22 protein-coding genes are annotated in these 19,528 nt (G+C 30.3%); 9 read left to right on the top strand and 13 right to left on the bottom strand.

Features of this window, described 5'->3' with window-relative positions:
- Nucleotides 1-12: 12 nt before the first annotated feature.
- Complete coding sequence (locus L0U72_RS07590) at nucleotides 13-2,418, bottom strand: 3-hydroxyacyl-CoA dehydrogenase/enoyl-CoA hydratase family protein (RefSeq protein WP_233898797.1); 2,406 nt, start codon at nucleotides 2,416-2,418, stop codon at nucleotides 13-15.
- A gap of 14 nt (nucleotides 2,419-2,432) precedes the next feature.
- A complete protein-coding gene (locus tag L0U72_RS07585; RefSeq protein WP_101916742.1) occupies nucleotides 2,433-2,891 on the bottom strand; it encodes a MarR family winged helix-turn-helix transcriptional regulator in 459 nt (152 codons plus the stop codon).
- A gap of 258 nt (nucleotides 2,892-3,149) precedes the next feature.
- Here L0U72_RS07585 and L0U72_RS07580 point away from each other — a divergent pair, with 258 nt between their 5' ends.
- The 4 genes from L0U72_RS07580 (at nucleotide 3,150) to L0U72_RS07565 (ending at nucleotide 7,622) form a co-directional block, all read left to right on the top strand.
- Nucleotides 3,150-4,079: an ABC transporter ATP-binding protein gene (locus tag L0U72_RS07580; RefSeq protein WP_101916741.1), complete on the top strand. Its 930-nt coding sequence runs from the start codon at nucleotides 3,150-3,152 to the stop codon at nucleotides 4,077-4,079.
- A 4-nt stretch (nucleotides 4,080-4,083) separates the two neighbouring features.
- Entirely contained in the window at nucleotides 4,084-5,403 is a 1,320-nt protein-coding gene (locus L0U72_RS07575) for an ABC transporter permease (protein WP_233897355.1), read from the top strand.
- 90 nt (nucleotides 5,404-5,493) lie between these two features.
- A complete protein-coding gene (locus L0U72_RS07570; RefSeq protein ID WP_233861350.1) occupies nucleotides 5,494-6,318 on the top strand; it encodes a mechanosensitive ion channel family protein in 825 nt (274 codons plus the stop codon).
- Between the two features lie 140 nt (nucleotides 6,319-6,458).
- Complete coding sequence (locus L0U72_RS07565; RefSeq protein ID WP_101916738.1) at nucleotides 6,459-7,622, top strand: sigma-54-dependent transcriptional regulator; 1,164 nt, start codon at nucleotides 6,459-6,461, stop codon at nucleotides 7,620-7,622.
- Between the two features lie 143 nt (nucleotides 7,623-7,765).
- On the opposite strand, the gene L0U72_RS07560 is transcribed toward L0U72_RS07565, so the two are convergent.
- From L0U72_RS07560 to L0U72_RS07550, 3 genes are read right to left on the bottom strand one after another with little or no spacing between them, the layout of a single operon-like run.
- A complete protein-coding gene (locus L0U72_RS07560; RefSeq protein WP_101916737.1) occupies nucleotides 7,766-7,969 on the bottom strand; it encodes a hypothetical protein in 204 nt (67 codons plus the stop codon).
- Complete coding sequence (locus L0U72_RS07555; protein ID WP_101916736.1) at nucleotides 7,953-8,315, bottom strand: hypothetical protein; 363 nt, start codon at nucleotides 8,313-8,315, stop codon at nucleotides 7,953-7,955. Before L0U72_RS07555 ends, L0U72_RS07560 begins: the two co-directional genes overlap by 17 nt.
- A complete protein-coding gene (locus L0U72_RS07550; RefSeq protein ID WP_233883646.1) occupies nucleotides 8,315-8,680 on the bottom strand; it encodes a YtxH domain-containing protein in 366 nt (121 codons plus the stop codon). Before L0U72_RS07550 ends, L0U72_RS07555 begins: the two co-directional genes overlap by 1 nt.
- 431 nt (nucleotides 8,681-9,111) lie before the next feature.
- Between L0U72_RS07550 and L0U72_RS07545 the strand changes: the two genes are divergently transcribed.
- The 3 genes from L0U72_RS07545 (at nucleotide 9,112) to L0U72_RS07535 (ending at nucleotide 10,436) form a co-directional block, all read left to right on the top strand.
- Entirely contained in the window at nucleotides 9,112-9,753 is a 642-nt protein-coding gene (locus tag L0U72_RS07545) for a peroxiredoxin (RefSeq protein WP_233883644.1), read from the top strand.
- A gap of 92 nt (nucleotides 9,754-9,845) precedes the next feature.
- Nucleotides 9,846-10,154, top strand: a complete 309-nt coding sequence (locus L0U72_RS07540) for a thioredoxin family protein (protein ID WP_233898796.1) — start codon at nucleotides 9,846-9,848, stop codon at nucleotides 10,152-10,154.
- Between the two features lie 24 nt (nucleotides 10,155-10,178).
- Complete coding sequence (locus tag L0U72_RS07535; protein ID WP_101916732.1) at nucleotides 10,179-10,436, top strand: DUF6952 family protein; 258 nt, start codon at nucleotides 10,179-10,181, stop codon at nucleotides 10,434-10,436.
- A gap of 82 nt (nucleotides 10,437-10,518) precedes the next feature.
- Here the strand turns inward: L0U72_RS07535 and tyrS are convergent, their stop codons facing one another.
- From tyrS to L0U72_RS07495, 8 genes are all read right to left on the bottom strand, one after another.
- Nucleotides 10,519-11,724 carry a tyrosine--tRNA ligase gene (gene tyrS / locus L0U72_RS07530; protein WP_233898795.1) on the bottom strand — a complete coding sequence of 402 codons (1,206 nt, stop codon included), beginning with the start codon at nucleotides 11,722-11,724 and terminating at the stop codon, nucleotides 10,519-10,521.
- Between the two features lie 334 nt (nucleotides 11,725-12,058).
- Nucleotides 12,059-12,592: a GNAT family N-acetyltransferase gene (locus tag L0U72_RS07525; RefSeq protein ID WP_233898794.1), complete on the bottom strand. Its 534-nt coding sequence runs from the start codon at nucleotides 12,590-12,592 to the stop codon at nucleotides 12,059-12,061.
- A gap of 119 nt (nucleotides 12,593-12,711) precedes the next feature.
- Nucleotides 12,712-13,731, bottom strand: a complete 1,020-nt coding sequence (locus L0U72_RS07520; protein ID WP_233898793.1) for a TQO small subunit DoxD — start codon at nucleotides 13,729-13,731, stop codon at nucleotides 12,712-12,714.
- Between the two features lie 10 nt (nucleotides 13,732-13,741).
- The gene (locus L0U72_RS07515) at nucleotides 13,742-14,161 is read right to left on the bottom strand and encodes a DsrE family protein (RefSeq protein WP_233898792.1); all 420 of its coding nucleotides are present in this window, start codon (nucleotides 14,159-14,161) and stop codon (nucleotides 13,742-13,744) included.
- A 151-nt stretch (nucleotides 14,162-14,312) separates the two neighbouring features.
- Nucleotides 14,313-14,687 (bottom strand): hypothetical protein, encoded by a 375-nt coding sequence (locus L0U72_RS07510; RefSeq protein WP_233898791.1) that lies wholly within the window; start codon nucleotides 14,685-14,687, stop codon nucleotides 14,313-14,315.
- Nucleotides 14,688-14,754: 67 nt separating this feature from the next.
- Nucleotides 14,755-14,931, bottom strand: coding sequence for a hypothetical protein (locus L0U72_RS07505; RefSeq protein ID WP_193706350.1), 177 nt, complete (start codon nucleotides 14,929-14,931; stop codon nucleotides 14,755-14,757).
- Between the two features lie 39 nt (nucleotides 14,932-14,970).
- Entirely contained in the window at nucleotides 14,971-16,407 is a 1,437-nt protein-coding gene (locus L0U72_RS07500) for a sodium:solute symporter (protein ID WP_233898790.1), read from the bottom strand.
- A gap of 75 nt (nucleotides 16,408-16,482) precedes the next feature.
- A complete protein-coding gene (locus L0U72_RS07495; RefSeq protein WP_233898789.1) occupies nucleotides 16,483-17,112 on the bottom strand; it encodes an NAD(P)H-dependent oxidoreductase in 630 nt (209 codons plus the stop codon).
- A 153-nt stretch (nucleotides 17,113-17,265) separates the two neighbouring features.
- Between L0U72_RS07495 and L0U72_RS07490 the strand changes: the two genes are divergently transcribed.
- Nucleotides 17,266-17,943, top strand: coding sequence for an NUDIX hydrolase (locus L0U72_RS07490; protein WP_233898788.1), 678 nt, complete (start codon nucleotides 17,266-17,268; stop codon nucleotides 17,941-17,943).
- Nucleotides 17,944-18,054: 111 nt separating this feature from the next.
- On the top strand, nucleotides 18,055-19,527 hold the full coding sequence (locus L0U72_RS07485; RefSeq protein WP_233898787.1) for a nicotinate phosphoribosyltransferase: 1,473 nt from the start codon (nucleotides 18,055-18,057) through the stop codon (nucleotides 19,525-19,527).
- Nucleotide 19,528: the final 1 nt, after the last annotated feature.

The following is a 19,528-nucleotide window of genomic DNA, read 5'->3' as shown; positions in this document are numbered from 1 at the left end:
TTAGGGTGAAGTCTAGTTACGTAATGGTTTTCCTGTTTTCAACATTTGCTGAATACGTTCTAATGATTTACGCTCGGTTGTTAAACTTAAAAATGCTTCACGCTCTAGGTTTAATAAATATTGTTCAGAAACTCTTGTTGGTTCTGATAAATCTCCACCAGCCATTACATACGCTAGCTTATTAGCGATTTTTTGGTCGTGTTCTGATATAAATCTACTTGCATGCATAGAATCGGTAGCGACCATAAAAGCACCTAAGGCTTGTTTTCCTAAAACTAACACATCTTTACGAAGTGCAGGTTGTGTATAACCAGCTTCCGCCATTAATACGGCGTGTTTTTTAGCTTGTGCAATTTGACGTTCTCTGTTTACTACAACAACATCTTTTCCTTTTTGTAATAAGCCTAAATCGAAAGCCTCATAAGCAGAAGTACTTACTTTTGCCATACCGATGGTTAAGAAATATTCCTGCAATACGTTTAATTGAACATCTCCTTCATGAAAAGTATCAGAAGCTCTTAAAGCCATTTCTTTAGAACCACCACCACCAGGGATAACGCCAACACCGAATTCAACTAATCCCATGTAAGTTTCCGCAGCAGCAACCACTTTATCGGCATGTAATGATAATTCACAACCACCACCTAACGACATTCCGTGAGGAGCTGCAATTGTAGGAATTGAAGAATAACGCATACGCATCATCGTATCTTGAAAATACTTGATAGCCATGTTTAATTCGTCATATTCTTGCTCCACAGCCATCATAAATATCATTCCGATATTTGCTCCAACCGAGAAATTTGCACCTTGATTACCAACAACTAATCCTTGGAAATCTTTTTCAGCTAAATCAATAGCTTTGTTTAATCCTGCTAAAACATCGCCACCAATGGTGTTCATTTTAGACTGAAATTCACAGTTTAAAATACCGTCACCTAAATCTTCAATAACAACACCTGAGTTTTTAAATACTTCGGTAGTTTTTCTGATATTATCTAAAATGATAAATGCATCTTGTCCTGGTTTTTTAGTTTGAGTTTTACTAGGAACATCATAAAAATACGTTGCGCCTTCTTTAATCGTGTAAAAAGATTTTTGCCCATTTGCAACCATTTCGCTAATCCAAGCAGCAGGTTGGTTTCCTTCGGCTTTCATTAATTCGATACCTTTTTCGATACCAACGGCATCCCAAATTTCGAAAGGACCATTTTCCCAACCGAAACCAGCTTTCATGGCATCGTCAATTTTATATAATTCATCAGAAATTTCTGGAATTCTATTTTGAACATACGCAAACATTGCTGCGAAGTTTTTACGGTAAAATTCTCCCGCTTTATCTTTTCCGCCAACTAACACTTTAAATCTGTCAATTGGTTTGTCTATTGTTTTTGTTAATTCTAAAGTAGCAAATTTCGCACGTTTTGAAGCACGATATTCCATCGTATCTAAATCTAAGGTTAAAATTTCTTTTTTCCCTTCGGCGTTTACTACTTTTTTATAAAAACCTTGTTTTGTTTTACTTCCTAACCATTTATTTTCCATCATGGTATTGATGAAACTTGGCAATTTGAATAAATCGTGTGCTTCGTCGTTCGGGCAGTTTTCGTAAATACCGTTGGCAACGTGTACTAAAGTATCTAAACCTACAACATCAACAGTTCTAAAAGTTGCCGATTTTGGACGACCAATTACAGGACCTGTTAATTTATCAACTTCTTCAACGGTTAAACCCAATTCTTTTACTTGATGAAATAAGGATTGAATTCCAAAGATTCCAATTCTGTTACCAATAAAAGCAGGCGTATCTTTAGCTAAAACAGACGTTTTTCCTAAAAACTTAGAACCATAATCCATTAAAAAGTTAGTAACTTCTTGTTTACAATCAGGACCAGGAACAACTTCAAATAATTTTAAATAACGTGGAGGATTAAAAAAGTGAGTTACCGCAAAATGCTTTTGAAAATCTTCACTTCTTCCTTCGTTCATAAATTTGATAGGAATTCCTGAAGTATTAGATGAAATAATAGTACCAGGAGTACGGTATTTTTCTAATTTTTCAAAAACGATTTTTTTAATATCTAATCGTTCTACAACAACTTCCATAATCCAATCAACATCGGCAACTTTTGCAATATCGTCTTCTAAATTACCAGTGGTAATTCTACTAGCAAATTTTTGAGCATAAATTGGCGATGGTTTCGATTTTAAAGAAGCCGTTAAAGCGTCATTAACCAAACGATTACGAACAGCTTTGTCTTCTAACGTAAGTCCTTTTGCTTTTTCTTTGTCGTTAAGTTCTCTAGGAACGATGTCTAATAATAAGACTTCAACGCCAATGTTGGCAAAATGACATGCAATACCGCTTCCCATAATCCCCGAACCGATAATTGCTACTTTTTTAATTCTTCTTGTCATTTGTTTTTAGGTTTTTATACAGTTTTTTTGATGCTATCAATATACACTTTCTTTTCTGTAATAAGTTTATTTATGGTTGTTGTTACTTTAAAAAAAAGGTTTAATTCTTCTTCCGTAAGATGTTTTTTTACTTGATTATTAAATTGATACACATGTCCTTTTGATATTTCACGCATTTCTTTACCGTAAGCTGTCAATTTAATAATAACACTTCTTCCGTCATTTGGGTTTTTTTCTCTGCAGATAATACCTTTATCTTCCATTGTTTTTAGTAAACGAGAAAGGCTAGTGGGTTCCATGCCCATTAAAGGACCTAATGCGGTGGAAGGAGTTCCTGTTTCAAAATCGATATTTAACAAAACAAAAGCTGTTGCCATAGTACTGTCATGCTTTGCAGCTTGTTCATTGTACATTTTTGCAACCGCTTGCCAAGTGGCTCTTAGTTGATGATCGATTGATTTATTTTTATCCATGTTCGTCCAAAGATACAGAAATTTATTATGCGTGCATAGTATTTTACACTAAAAGTTATGCACGCATAGTAAATTTAACATTTATTTAAACTGTAAACTTTAGTCGAAACTTTACTGTAACGTTTACTATAAAGTTATGACTAATCCGTATAAAAAGATGTAAGTTTGTGTTACTAGCTTTTAAAATACAACTTTTATATATTGTAAAATCATCAAAAACTATTAAAAAAATCATCAAAAAAATCAACTATAAAAAGAATGAGTAATTTATTAGAAATTAAAAATGTAGTCAAACGTTATGGCGATTATACTGCGTTAAATAATGTATCACTTAGTATCGAGAAAGGAAGTGTGTTCGGTTTACTCGGTCCTAATGGAGCAGGAAAAACATCCTTAATTAGAATCATCAATCAAATAACGATGCCCGATAGCGGTGAAGTAATTTTAGATGGCGAAAAATTAGCCCCGCATCATATAGAAAATATCGGATATTTACCCGAAGAACGTGGTTTATATAAATCAATGAAAGTAGGCGAACAAGCTTTGTACTTGGCACAACTCAAAGGAATGAGTAAATCCGAAGCTAAAAAACGGCTTAAATATTGGTTCGATAAATTTGAAATTAGCAGTTGGTGGAATAAAAAATTAGAAGAATTATCAAAAGGAATGGCACAAAAAGTACAATTTATTGTTACGGTGTTGCATCAGCCTAAATTATTAATTTTTGATGAACCTTTCTCTGGTTTCGATCCGATAAATGCCCAATTAATCGCCAAAGAAATTTTGCAATTGCGTGACGAAGGGGCAACGATTATTTTTTCAACCCACAGAATGGAATCTGTCGAAGAAATGTGCGATGAAATTGCCTTAATTCATCAATCAAATAAAATATTAGATGGAAAATTACACGATATCAAACGTCAATTTAGAACCAATACTTTTCAAATTGGATTAGAAACTCAAAATCCATCGGAAGTAGAAGCAAAACTAAAACAAAATTTTAAGGTTTTTCCTGCCGATTTTAAACTGTTAAATGACGGCTTAAAATTAAAAGTACAACTAACAAAAAATAATTCTGCAAACGATTTGTTAGCATTTTTAACCACCCAAGGACAAGTGCAACATTTTGTAGAATTAATACCAACTGCCAACGATATTTTTATTCAAGCAGTACAAAAAAATAGCTAGAAAAATGAGTAAATTACAATTAATTATCGCGCGTGAATTTAAAGCGAAAGTTAAAAATAAATCGTTTATTATGATGACTTTTTTAAGTCCTGTAATAATGATTGCCATGATTATATTGGTTATTTTTTTGATGAAACAAAATGACCAGAAAATTAAAGAAATCGTATATATCGATAATTCAGGTGTTTTTTCTAAAGAAGATTTTAAAGATACCGAAACCATAAAATATCAAGATTTTACCGCCTTTGGTGTCGAGCAAACTAAAAAGAAAGTAGAAGCAGGCGAGCATTTTGGCGTTTTAGTGATTCCAAAACAAGATAGCCTAGAATTATTAGCCAAATCAGTCGAGTTTTATTCCAAAGAAAGTCCTGGTTTAACGACTATCGAAAATATTGAATACAACGTAAATACTCATTTACGAAATTTGAAAATGAAGCAATTAGGCATCAATCTGGAAAAAATAAAAGCCTCTAAAATTTCTTCGGATATCAAAATGTATAATTTCTCTGGTGAAAAATCATCAAAAATGATTAATAGTATGAAAATCGGCGTAGGAACGCTAGCGGGATACTTATTAATGATGTTTGTTATCATTTACGGAACATCGGTAATGCGTAGCGTGATTGAAGAAAAAACCAGTAGAATTATCGAAGTAATTGTATCATCAGTAAAACCGTTTCAATTGATGCTTGGTAAAATTATCGGAAATGCTTCGGCTGGATTATTACAATTTTTTATCTGGGGGATTTTACTTTTGATAGGAGCGATAGGCGTTTCTTTGTTTATCGGAATTGATGCTTCACAGGTTTTTTCAAAAAATATTGATGCCAATCAAGTCGCAAAAATGCAAGCATTCATGGGAGATAAAGCCGAGTTATTCTTAGAGATTAGAAAATTACCTTGGTTTACCTTATTTTTCTTATTTATCTTTTATTTTTTAGCGGGATATATGTTATATAGTTCATTATTTGCCGCTGTCGGTGCTGCTGTTGATAACGAAACGGATACTCAACAATTTGTAATGCCAATCATGATGCCACTAATGTTGGCGGTTTATGTAGGCGCATTTACCGTAATTAACGATCCGCACGGTCCTGTATCTGTTATTTTCTCATACATTCCGTTTACATCGCCAATAGTGATGCTGATGCGTGTGCCTTTCGGCGTTGCTTGGTGGGAAATCGCGCTATCGATGCTATTGTTAATCGCTACTTTTATTGGCGTTGTGTGGTTTGCTGCAAAAATTTATAGAGTCGGGATTTTAATGTACGGGAAAAAACCAACCTATAAAGATTTATGGAAATGGATTCGATATAGTAATTAAAATATGCTACTTAAATACAAAAAAGCAGTTATCTTAAAATAACTGCTTTTTTTATGTTTAAAATCAACAATTTATTTTAATTTTATTTTCATGAAAGAACTTAATAAAATATTAAACTATACGTTTCAATTTAATAAAGAAATTGGCATCAGCATTAAAGCTCTTTTAATGCTTTTAATCGTACTTATTCTAGCCTCTTTTTTATTAAAATATTTTGAGAAATTTGTAAAAAAAAGACTCCAAAATGAAGATGAAAATAAGTTTAATACCGTCTTCTCTTTTGCTAGTTGGTTGTTATATATTATTATCTTTTTAACTACTTTAAATTCATTAGGAGTAAACGTAACCGCTATTTTTGCAGCTTCGGCAGCATTATTAATTGGTGTTGGTTTGGCGTTGCAAACTTTTTTTCAGGATATAATATCAGGTATTTTTATTATTGTAGATCAAAGTGTGCATGTTGGTGATATTATCGAATTAGATGGAAAAGTCGGTAGAGTAGAAGAAATAAAATTAAGAACAACTCGCGCCGTAACTATTGATAATAGAGTATTGGTTATTCCTAACCATAAATATTTAACAAATAGTTTATACAATTGGACACAAAACGGAACTACAACTCGCGAAAGTGTAAACGTTGGAGTTGCCTACGGAAGCGATGTTCAGTTGGTAAAAGAATTATTATTAAAAGCAGCAAACGAACATCCGAAGATATATCAACATCCTGCTCCTTTAGTAATTTTTGAAAATTTTGGAGATAGTTCTTTAGATTTTAAATTAATATTCACTTTAAACGATAGCTTTCAGGCACAAATTCCTAAAAGTGATTTGCGTTTTACAATTGATGAATTATTTAGAGAACATCAAATTTCAATTCCATTTCCACAACGAGATATTCATATTATTAAACAATAAGTTATTGGTGAAATTATGGGTAAAATTATCTGTGAAATTAACAGAAATTACCAATAGCTTTATGGCGTAATTATTGTATTTTGATACTTTAATAAATAGTAGTAAAAATAATATCAGCAAACATAACATCCACAAAATAGATGAGTAAAATATTAATCATAGAAGACGAATCGGCAATCCGTAGGGTTTTAAAAAAAATTATTTCAGAAGAAAATGAAACGTATCAGGTAGAAGAAGCCCAAGATGGCTTAATCGGACTCGAAATGATTAAAAACAATGACTATGACTTGGTTTTATGTGATATTAAAATGCCAAAAATGGACGGCGTTGAGGTGTTAGAAAAAGCTAAAAAAATAAAACCTGAAACCGCAATGGTCATGATTTCTGGACATGGAGATTTAGATACCGCCGTAAATACTATGCGTTTAGGAGCGTTTGATTATATCTCGAAACCACCAGATTTAAATCGTTTATTAAACACCGTTCGCAATGCGTTGGATAAAAAAGAATTGGTTGTTGAAAATAAACGACTCAAAAAGAAAGTCAGCAAAAATTATGAAATGATTGGCGAGAGTCCTGAAATTACGCACATCAAAGAAATTATCGAAAAAGTAGCCACTACCGATGCACGCGTTTTAATTACTGGACCAAATGGAACAGGAAAAGAATTAGTCGCACATTGGCTACATGAAAAATCAGATAGAGTAAAAGCACCCATGATTGAAGTAAATTGTGCCGCAATTCCATCAGAACTCATAGAAAGTGAACTTTTTGGACACGTAAAAGGATCTTTTACAGGTGCAAATAAAGATCGTGCAGGGAAATTTGAAGCCGCAAATGGAGGAACTATTTTTTTAGACGAAATTGGCGATATGAGCTTATCGGCACAAGCAAAAGTACTGCGAGCTTTGCAAGAAAATAAAATACAACGTGTCGGTTCTGATAAAGATATCAAAGTAAATGTGCGAATTGTTGCAGCAACCAATAAAAATTTGAAAAATGAAATCGCCGAAGGACGTTTTCGAGAAGATTTATACCATCGTTTAGCCGTTATTTTAATAAAAGTCCCTGCATTAAATGATAGAAGAATTGATATTCCATTATTAATCGATTTCTTCACTGAAAAAATATCAGAAGAACAAGGAACACCTAAAAAAGAATTTTCAAAACAAGCCATTACATTACTCCAAGAATATGACTGGACTGGAAATATTCGAGAATTACGAAACGTCGTAGAACGCTTAATCATCTTAGGTGAAAAAGAAATATCAGAAAATGATGTAAAATTATTTGCCAGTAAATAAAATAGTAAAATTTAAAAGCAACGTTTATAAGATTATAAACGCTGCTTTTTGGATGAAGGGTGCTTTATTTGGGAAAGCAACTGAATCCGTAATTAGTTATTTTATGCTGTAAAACAGTTTTAGGTGAGATTTTAAACAGCCTCTTACTTTATGATTTTTTTCGCAATATTATAAGCACTTAATTTACTTAGTATTTGAACGAAACTCTGTACCCATTTACTTAAAGAAACATCATCTTTAAATTGTTTCTTTACAAGTTTTATTTCTTCGAAAGAAATATCTCGTTTTAGCTTTAATTTCTTTAAATCACGTGCTACTTCTCTGTTATTATTATAAACTTTCTTCATCGTCAAAATATTTCTTAGATAAACTTTTAATAACTAAATTTTCCATACGATTTCTGGAAAAGTAGGAAACAAGAGCGAAGCATAAAAATAATAAAGCAACCACGATATGTCCTGAAATTTTATGATCAAAATAACTATTTATAGCCATTGATAATGCTACCGCTAAAAATATAAAAGCAATAAGAATGAATATTCCTATTATCGCAAAATTGAAAATCATGCTAAGAGAAGAAGTTAATACCTGAAAAATTTTAAGTTTGTAATATTCTTCAGAATTTTTTAAAAACTCTTCTCCTTTTTCTATCGCTTTTTCAGAAGTCGCATGCAGTGATTTTAAAACAGACATTATTTTGTTTGTAGTTTTTTATTTCTATCTTTTAATATTTTTAACTTTTCCTCTAGATTTGAAATCAAATCATCTGCTTTATAACTAGCATCGGAAACGATAACATCTAGTTTTTCTTCTAAAGTACTCGCTTTAGAATGTAACGTGTCGGCAACAGAATCTTTAAGTGTTTCCGCTTTTTCGACAACAGTATCTTTTAAATGTGCAGCTTCGGTTTCAACAGTATCTTTTGCCGCAATTGCACCTTCTGCAATTTTTGTTCTCGTTTTACTTCCTTTATCTGGAGCAAATAAAATCCCAAGTCCAGCACCAATAGCTATACCTGTTAATACCCCAAGAATATTGTTATTGTTTTCATTACTCATAATTATATTGTTTTAAAGGTTATTAATTATTTACACTACAAAGATATTCATATATCAAGGTATTTATTAACTCAATAGAAATAAATGTTAGCTCTAAAGATAGTTTAGACTTATAAAATAGTATTGTAAAAAGAATATCAATAGTTTATGGTAAATTTAATGTTATTTTATTAAAAATATTTTTTATTGAAGCGTATTTATTTTGATAAAGATACTTGTTTCGTTATATTTACAGGAGTATCTATAAACTCTTTTTTTGAGTTAAATGAGGTAAATCAGGTTAATAGTAAAAACTGATAGTTTGTTAGTTTAGGTATAAGTAAACTTGATACTAATATAAAAAATTACCATCAATATTTTTATTTTTTAGCCGTTTTGCTTGGTATATTTGTAGTAGTAAAAATAAATTATAACCAATAAAATATAAAAAAATGGCAACAGCAGTAGGTAAAAAATTTCCAAATTTAAGTGTAGATGCAATGAACGAAATGGGAGATACGTTCAAAATAAATGTATTCGAAGAAGCTGTGAAAAACAATAAAAAAGTATTGTTATTCTGGTATCCAAAAGATTTTACATTTGTTTGCCCAACCGAATTACATGCTTTTCAAGAAGCTTTAGGTAAATTTGAAAAAAGAAACACGATGGTTATCGGTGCTTCTTGTGATACTCCTGAAGTTCACTTTGCTTGGTTAAATCAATCAAAAGATAATGGAGGAATCGAAGGCGTAACATATCCTTTATTAGCGGATAGCAACCGTAACTTATCATCAATTTTAGGTATTTTAGATATTACTGATGAGGTTTTTGACGAAGCAACACAAACCGTACAAGTAGTTGGCGATAACGTAACATATAGAGCTACGTATTTAATCGACGAAGAAGGAACTGTCTTTCATGAAGGAATTAATCATATGCCAGTAGGTCGTAACGTAAACGAATTTTTACGTTTAATCGATGCGTATGCACACGTTCAAAGAAATGGAGAAGTATGTCCTGCAAACTGGGAAGAAGGGAAAGATGCCATGAAACCAAATGCAAAAGGAACAGCTGAATATTTAGCTTCTCACTAAAAAAATAATTATTATTTTATTGAAAGGAAATAAGTTCGTGTACTAAATTGGGGGATTAAAATACACGAACTCCTTTCTAACAACAACAAATTATGATACAAGAATTAAGTCAAGATAACTTAGCGGATTTAGTAGCAAGTAACAAAAAAGTAGCAGTGCAATTCTCGGCAACTTGGTGTGGAAATTGTCGTATTATGAAGCCGAAATTTAAAAAATTAGCTTCTGAAAATCAAGAAATTACATTTCTAATTGTTGATGCCGAGAAATTTCCTGAAAGTAGAAAATTAGCAGACGTTAGTAATTTACCAACCTTTGCAACTTTTGTTGATGGTAAATTTGTAAATCAAGTACAAACCAATAAATTTGATTCTTTAAAAGAATTAATCAACGAAGTTGTATAATTAAAGTACCTTAAAAATAGCCGTATGAAATTACCTGTAATAAAACATTTAACTTCTTTTATTGAAGAAAATGACCAAGATTATATCTTAGAAACTATTGAAACTTTAGAGGCTTTAACAGAAGTTCCATCTTTAAAAGATGAAGAATTAGACGTTATTGGTGAGTTAATTTCCAATATGTACGGAGCTATTGAAGTTGATAAAATGATAAAAGATGGTACTCCTAAAAAAGAAGCATTGAATACTTTTATGAAACGTGTTTTAGGATCGATTGATAAATAATCATATAATCATAAAAAAATAACGAATAATAATTTTTAAATTATTTGATAAAATCCCAAGCTTTATGGCTTGGGATTTTTTGTTATTTCAATTCATAAAAACTTCTTTTTCCTATCTTAATTTTCATTTCTTTGATTAGTGAAATATTGGTTTGCGGATCGGTTATTTTTTGACTATTGACTTGAATCGCTCCACTTATAATAAGTCTTTTAATGGCAGATTTTGTTAAATCATTCTTTAAGAAACTACATAAATTAGTTAACGTAATGATATTTTCTTTTGCTTGAATCGATTTTAAATTTACAGGATGATATGCTTTATTTTCGGCTTTTTTGCTTTGAAATTGATTGATAAAAAAAAGTTCAGCATCTTTTGCTACTTGTTCATTATAATATTGTTTAATAATATTTTTAGCGATTATTTTTTTAATTTCCATAGGATTTTCTCCCGTACTTAATCGTTTTAAAATTGCTTGTTTTTCTAATACTGAAAAATCAGCTGTAAGCTTTAAAAATTCGGGAATTAAATCATCAGAAATAGACATTGTTTTACCAAAAATATCAGTTGGTTCATCAGTTAATCCAATGGTATTGTTGAGTGATTTACTCATTTTTTCTTTACCATCTAAACCTCTTAATAATGGCATACACATTATTATTTGCGGACTCATATTAAAGCTTTGCTGGATTTGTCTTCCCATGGTACAGTTAAAAAGTTGATCGGTTCCGCCCATTTCAATATCCGCTTTTATTTTTACAGAATCATATCCTTGTAAAATAGGATATACTAATTCATGCATAGCAATTGGGGTGTTTTCTGTAAACCGTTTGTTAAAATCATTTCGATGCATTAATTGAGCAACCGTAACTTTCGATAAAAGTTGAATAACATCAGAAAAAGAAAGTGTTTCTAGCCATTCAGAATTATAAACAATTTCAGCTTTTGATAGCTCAATAATTTTAGCTAATTGTTGTAAATAAGTTTCGGAATTATACTGCACTTCTTTGGTTGATAACGGTTTTCTACTTTTATTCTTTCCAGTAGGATCACCAATTTTTGCGGTAAAACTTCCAACTAATATTATTATATGATGTCCTAAATCTTGAAATTCTCTTAATTTTTTTAAGACCACAGCATGTCCTAAGTGAAGATCTGGCGCAGTAGGATCAAACCCAAGTTTAATAATTAATTTTCGATTTTCTTTGCTAACTTCTTGTAGTTTTTCTTCGAGACCTTTTTCAGGAAGAATAATTGCTACATTTTCTTTTAATTTGTTGATTGTATCCATTTTTTTTGCATAAAAAAAAGCCCGAGCAAAATGCTCGGGCTTTAGGTTTTGGTAGTATATAGTATTTTTAATTTAAAATATATGCATAGCCTATCCGAGTACTCATTATATGGTAATAATAAGTACTGAAAAAAGGAAGACGTAATATGCTTTTCAAAAATTTCATTTTGATATTTAACAATCTTTAATTGTTTTTTGCCTATTTATTTTAGGCTGAATTTTTAATCTTATTATTTTATCTTAAAAAATAAGATTAAAATCAAGCTACAAAATTATATAAAAACAAGTTGTTAAACAAGTTATCTAATCGATTAAAATTTAAAACCGTTTTTTTTTACCTATTTTTAAAAATAATAGGTTGATATATTGTGGTAAATTTCTCAAAATATTTTGAGCAAATAAGGCTAGGATATGACATTAAAAGTAATTGAAAAGCTTCTTTTCCTACTGATAAAGCGGGGGTTTCATAATAATGTGAATTTAGTTGAAAACCAATTCGTTCATAAAATTGTATTCTACGTTTATTGATTTTACTATTTGGTAATTCTACTTCTAATAAAACAGTTTTACGGCTATTTTTTATAAAATTTTCAAGTATTTTTTTACCATATCCTTTATTTCTATGGATTGAATCCGTGGCAAAATGATCTATAAAATGTAATGATTCAAAATTCCACCAGAGTAAAAAACCAATAAATTTATTTTCATGAAGGATCACTTCAAAATGATATTTTGAATTTTTTAAGATGATAATTTGTGTGTCTAATAAGCGTCGTTCTTCTTCAGGAAAAGCTTCTTGATAAAGTTTCCAAGCTTCTGAAAAATAAGTATCTGTAATGTTTTTAAGTCGTTTAATTTCGAAATTCATAACTAGAAATCGTTTTTAATGCTTTTATCAGCAAATTAAATTATAGAAAAACTCAAAATACTATTTTAATAGTATTTTGAGCTAACTTGATTAAAGAATAAAGGAAAGTATTAACTATTTTAGTTTTTAGAAATTTTATGTTCCCAGTATGCACCACTAATATCTGTAATTTTTACAGTGTATATTCCTTTTGATAGTGTGTTTAATATATCTTTTTTAAAGCGTAGTGTTGCTTTTGCTCCTAAAGGAATAATCAAACTATGCTTTGCTGGTTTTATTTTGGCAATATAATAATTGGAAATATTTTCTTTTTTAAAGGAAGCTAAATCTTTTTGATTATACTTAAAAATAGTATTTTTTTGTGTATCAAATAATTCAATAGCGATGGTCCAAGAGCCGTAAACATCAACGCCTTCAGTTCTAAAAACATCAAAAGAAAGAATATTATTTTTTATTTTACCTTGTGTAATTTCAAGTGTTGGTTTTACCGATTTGTTGTGAAGCGTACCCCATAATCCGCCGTGAAATACTTGATTTGTCATCAATGTCATTCCTAAAATAAACAGTGAACCAATGAGTACAACTTTTGGAAATATAGTGTCTTTAATTGGTAAAATTCCTGATGCTAACCAAGCAAACCAGTTCTTTTTGGTTATAGAAAAATTATTTTTAATCAGATAATTATCTAATGAATACGTACCACTTCCTGTTAAAAATAAGACAAAACCAGTTGCAATACCGAGTACTCCAATTTGCCATTCATCCAGACAAGTAGTGCCAATCCATCCTGAACCAAGAAGAATTCCCATTGCTAAGAAAAATACGCCAATACTCATTATTCGGGTAAATAATCCGAAGATAATAAACAGGCCAACAATTCCTTCAATAATAGTAAAAATAACCATGTTTAACCATAGCATATCTGGATTTTCAACGAGATACTGAATAATAGGTTTTATGCCTAGTGCATTAGGTAAAAAGTGATTAAATTTTTCACCAATATACCCCGCAACTTCAGGATCTAGTTTGTTTGCTAAAATGGTTCTTCTCCAAAAAGCTGAAAAATATGTCCAACCAATTACCAATCTTATTGCGAGTACTAAAAGTCCTGCATCATTTTTTATATTGATATTTTTCATTATATCCTTTTTATATTGTTAATGAAATAAATCCTTTTTTTATCAACTGAAATCCATATAAAACACCATTTTTAGTGATTGTTATATTTTCAGGTAATTCACTTTTCTTTATTTTTAATTTATCTAAAGAAATACCACAAACAAACACTTTTACATGTTGTTTTTTAGCGGTTATTAGTAACTTATTAAAAGCATCATTCTTAGGAATATCACTTACCGTTTTTCCGCAAATAATGACATGAAAATTGCCATATTTAAAACCATCTTCTTTGGCTAATTCATTAGCAGTTAGTAATATTGGTTCGAGTTGCTTACTGTTTTTAGTAAGTACAACATAGTTGTTTTTTGTGCTAGTTTTTTGTGCTTGTATTTGTGTTATCGTAATTAAAAAAAGGAAAATTGTTGTTATATGTAGAATTGAATTTTTCATGTTTTGAAAATTTTAAATTTTGATTGCTACTAAAAAAAGTAAACGAGGCAATACCTGAAATATGACTACATGATTTGTAGCTAATTTCAAGTTTATAAATTATGATAATATCAGTTTTTACTGATGTCTTATTTCAAAAAAAACTTATTAATTATAGGTAATTGGTAAATTTTTGATATAAAATATAAAGTGGAATCGTAGTCGCTGAATAATTTCTAGCTTCTCGAAATTGAGTAGATAGGTTAGAGGTATCAGTAATTTTAGGTACTTTTTTAAAACCTACAAAAACAAGTGGTAGATATTTAAAACAAGTGTTAAATTTGATTAATTTACTTTGGGGAAGTGCAGCATTATTGCAAGAAATAGTAATCGTTGTTTTGCTTTTGTTGATAACCTGTGTTGTCGGAAAACCAAGTTTTGCTTCTACAAAATTACGAATCTTGCAAGGTGAAATTAACAATAATAGTACAAGTCCTAAAAGAGGAATTATATTTTGTATTGTTTTTATGTTTAATTTTTTTTTCACCTTGCTAAGATACAGTATAGAAATAGGATAATTTGTTATTGTTTTCTTAATAAAATAAAAGCGCTATTTATTCTGATTTGTTTTGCTCTTTTTGTTGGTTCTGTTCGTTCATTTTTTTAACCAATGCTTTTAAACGTTCTTTATTTTGTTGTTTCGCAAGTTTTACTTTGTTCTCTTTTTGCTTCATCAAGCGAGTATGTTTCGCTTTATTAACGGTGTTTTTGGCTTTTCCTTTTTTCGGCATTTTAGATTTTTATCTGTTTTTTTTAAGAAATATTTTAATTTATTTTGATGTTTTTATCATTAATAATCCGAAGAAAGTAAGCAATCCGTTTAAAACTAATACGAAAAATCCGAAGTCGAAATTGAATAATGTCTTACTAAAATAGCTTATTAAAAATGTGAAAATAGGAGATACAATACAAATGATAGGAACTAATTTATCTTTAATAGTCAGTTTTGTAAATAATCCGAAGGCGTATAATCCTAATAAAGGACCATAAGTATAACCCGCAAATTGAAATATTTTAGCAATTACACTCGCATCTTTAATAAAATATTTGAAAATTAAAATAGTGGCGATTAATATAAATGAAAATAAAATATGTATTTTTTTACGGATTTTCTCTTTTTCTTGTTCATCTGTTTTTTTATCAATCTCTAAAATATCAATACTAAAAGAGGTGGTTAAGGAGGTTAACGCACTATCTGCGCTTGAATACGCAGCAGCAATTAATCCTAATAAAAAGAATAAAGAAGTCGCTAAACCTAAATCGCCACTCATGGCAATCATCGGAAATAATTGATCTTTATGTGCGTCTAATCCGTTAATAGTTGCATAATCTGTAAGTAAAACACCCAAAGCTAAAAAGAAAAAATTAACGATTACTAAAACAATCGTAAACCAAAACATATTTTTTTGAGCATCTTTTAAATTACGACAGGTTAAATTTTTCTGCATCATATCTTGATCTAAACCTGTCATAACAATTGCTATAAATGCTCCAGATAAAAACCGATTCCAAAAATAATTCCCTGCTTTTATATCATCAAAAAAGAACATCTTAGCCGATTTACTTTCAGATATATACGTAAATAAACTGTCGATTTCCATGGCATCTTTAATCATTACAATACAAACACCAACGGCAATTAACATAAATAAAGTTTGTAAAGTATCCGTCCAAACGATGGTTTTTATACCGCCTTTAAAAGTGTATAACCAAATCAATAAAATGGTAATCGTTACGGTTACCCAAAACGGAATTCCGTAAGCATCAAACAAAATTAATTGTAAAACATTGGCAACCAAAAACAACCGAAAAGCCGCACCAATAGTTCTTGATAATAAGAAAAAAGAAGCACCCGTTTTATAGGAATAACTTCCAAAACGGTCTTCTAAATAAGTATATATTGATGTTAAATTTAATCGATAATAAAGCGGAAGTAACACCAAACCAATTACGGCATACCCTACCACATAGCCAAAAACCATTTGCATATAACTCATTTGCTGACCTTCAACCCAGCCAGGAACGGAAATAAAAGTAACGCCAGAAAGTGAAGCGCCAATCATCCCGAAGGCGACTAAATACCAAGGTGAAGAATTATCTGCTTTAAAAAAAGTGTTGTTATTTGCCGATTTACTTGTAAGGTAAGATATCAAAATTAATACTCCAAAGTAGGCAAGAATAAGGAGTATTATATGTAGTGGTTGCATATAATTTAATTACGAGTTATGAATTACGAAAGTACTAATTTAGTTTATCGTAATTCATAACTTGTAAGTATTAAATTACATTTCAATAATGATGTCTTCTATGTTTTTACGAACCTTTTTTAGGTCTTTCATATAATCATCTTCAGCTCTAAAACCAACAGGTAATACTAATACCGATGTTAAATTATGTTTGTCTAACTCTAAAATTTCATCGTATTTTTCAGGGATAAAACCTTCCATTGGGCAAGAATCAATGCGTTCATTTGCCGTTACGGTCAGTAAATTTCCTAATGCAATATAGGCTTGATTTTTATTCCAAATGGTTAATTCTTCTTGAGTTTTACTACTAATAGTATCTGTTAGCATTTTTTTAAACGGCTCTAAAATTTCATCAGGCGTATTTCTTACTTTTTTTACCAATGAAAAATAAGCCTCCACTTCCGATACCTCATATTTTTTAGGAATACATAAAACCAATACATGAGAAGCTTGTGCTATTTGTGGCTGATTCCAAGAATGTGCTACTAATTTTTGTTGGATTTCTTTATTTTGAATAACCACCATTTTAAGAGGCTGTAATCCGAAAGAAGTAGCGGTTAAATTAAAGGCTTCTTTTAAAGTAGTTATTTGTATTTCTGAAAGTGATTTATTTTCATCGAATTTTTTAACAGCGTAACGCCATTTTAAATTTTCTATAGTATTCATCTTTTTTGATTTTTTTATCAAGCAAAAATACAACTGCTTTTATAAAAATAACTGCTTGAGTTGATTTAATCTTTAGTGTTCTTTGTATTTGAATAGGAGTGGCTAGCCTATGTATTGGGTAAATAATGTATTTTTGCGTATAAATAACACATAATGACACAACAAGAAATAATGCTTTCGGTAGATGCCGTAGTTTTTGGATATGAAGCGGGAAGTATTTCTATATTATTGATAAAAAGAAAGTATGAACCTTTTAAAGGAAAATGGGCAATTCCAGGTGGTTTTGTACTCGAAAATGAATCGTTAGAAACGGCTGTTGAAAGAGAACTATCAGAAGAAACAGGTGTTAAAATAAATTATTTAGAGCAATTATATACTTTTGGTCAACCAGAAAGAGACCCTAGAAAAAGAGTGGTAACGGTTGCTTATTTCGGACTTGTAAAACCAAATTATTTTAAACTGAAAGCCAGCACTGATGCAGAGGAAGTGCAATGGTTTTCTATTAATGAATTACCAGAATTATCTTTTGATCATAAAGAAATTTTAGATAAAGCAATAAATCGTTTGCGTGCAAAAATCACCTATGAACCTATTGGTTTTGAATTATTAGAAAGTAAATTTCCTTTTTCAGATTTAGAAAAACTTTATTCAACACTTTTAGGAAGAGCTGTTGATAGACGAAATTTCCGAAAAAAAATAATGCATTTAAATGTTTTAGATGAATTAGATGAAAAAACATCAAAAGGCTCAGGACGACCTGCTAAACTGTTTCAATTTAATGAAAAACGATTTTTTCAACTAAAAAAAGAAGGAATTATTTTCGATATTTAAACAGTTAAAAATACATTTAGTGTTCTTTTTACGCAAATTAATTGCAGGATTCAATAATATGAAATATATTTGTGTCATAATTACGCAAATTAACAATAAATAACCAAGACTATGAACGGATTATTATTAACAGACGGTTACAAAACAGGACATCACCAACAATACCCGAAAGGAACAGAAGAAGTATATTCTAATTGGACACCAAGAAGTAATAAATATGCGCCAAAAGGATGTGAAAAAATAGTTTCGTTTGGACAACAATATGTAATTACTTGGTTACATGATTATTTTGAAGCAAACTTTTTTAGCAAACCAAAAGATGCAATTTGTCAAGAAATAAAAGAAGAGCTTTCTTTATATTTAGGAACAGATTATGATGTTTCTCATTATGAAAAATTGCATGATTTACAATATTTACCTATCAAAGTAAAATCAATAAAAGAAGGTGTAGAAATACCCGTAAGAGTACCAATGTTAACGGTTGTAAATACGGTAAAAGAATTTTATTGGGTAACTAATTTTTTAGAAACCATTCTTTCAACGATGTTATGGCAACCGATGACTTCTGCTTCAATTGCGTTACGATATAAAAGGATTTTTAAAAAATGGGCAACTTTAACTGATGAAGAAAATATAGGATTTATCGACTTTCAAGGACACGATTTTTCAATGAGAGGAATGGGAGGTTTACAAAGTGCAGTATTATCTGGAATGGGGCATGCAAGTGTTTTTTTAGGTTCGGATACTTTGCCAGTAATTAGTAGTTTGAGAAAATATTATAAAGCAACGGGTTTTGTTATCGGTTCGGTAAATGCAACAGAACATTCGGTGATGTGTGCAGGAACAAAGGATGATGAAATAGGAACTTTTAGAGAATTAATGAAAACATATCCGACAGGAATTTTATCTGTAGTAAGCGATACTTGGGATTTATGGAAAGTATTAACAACGTATTTACCAATTTTAAAATCGGAAGTTTTAAGTAGAGATGGAAAATTAGTAATTCGACCAGATAGCGGAGATCCTGTTGCTATTATTTGTGGTGAAAATAAGGATTTAAACGGAAATACTCCACGAGAAAAAGGCGTAGTAGAATTATTATGGAATATTTTTGGAGGAACTATAAACGAACAAGGTTTTAAAGTATTGGACACTCATATTGGTGCTATTTATGGCGATAGCATCACCACTGAAAGAGCCGAACAGATTTGTAAACAATTACACGATAAAGGTTTTGCAAGTACAAATGTTGTTTTAGGAATCGGTTCATTTACGTATCAATATAATACGAGAGATACTTTTGGTTTTGCTATGAAAGCAACTTCGGTTGTTGTTAATGGCGAAAGAAGAGAAATATTTAAAGACCCAATTACGGATGATGGAATTAAAAAATCAGCAAAAGGTTTGGTTAAAGTTGTTATAGAGAATGGAGAATATCGTTTAATTGATCAAGTTTCAGTAGCTCAAGAAAATGAAGGTGAGTTAAAAGAAATTTATAAAGATGGTCAATTTTACAATACTGTAACCTTAAATGAGGTTAGAGAACGCATCAATCAAAATATAAATAGTACTGTTTTAGTTTAAA

It is taken from the genome of Tenacibaculum piscium (genome assembly GCF_021390755.1).
Lineage (GTDB): Bacteria > Bacteroidota > Bacteroidia > Flavobacteriales > Flavobacteriaceae > Polaribacter > Polaribacter piscius.
This window is presented reverse-complemented; position numbering and strand designations above follow the sequence as displayed.